Source organism: Rhizobium sp. SVR5-2C, from assembly GCF_056755115.1.
In genome coordinates, this window is sequence record NZ_JBNDHT010000585.1 from 1 (window position 1) to 237 (window position 237).

Sequence of the window (237 nt, forward strand, 5' to 3'; positions counted from 1 at the left end):
GGTAAGAGGAGCGAACAAATGGGCCGCAGGCTGCGTGGGTAAAGCCCATCGCCATCGCTTCGGCTTTCATCTCATCAAACTCATCCGGGCTCACGTAGCGCTGCACGGGCAGGTGGTGGCGACTTGGCTGCAGATACTGTCCCAGCGTCAGCATGGTCACACCGTGGCGGCGCAGATCGCGCATCACTTCGATGATCTCAGCATTCGTTTCACCGAGACCAACCATCAGGCCTGACT

Annotated in this window: 1 pseudogene; it reads right to left on the reverse strand. The window is 59.1% G+C overall.

Features of this window, described 5'->3' with window-relative positions:
- Positions 1–237, reverse strand: a pseudogene (locus ACPYOI_RS37005) (lipoyl synthase); the annotation flags it as partial.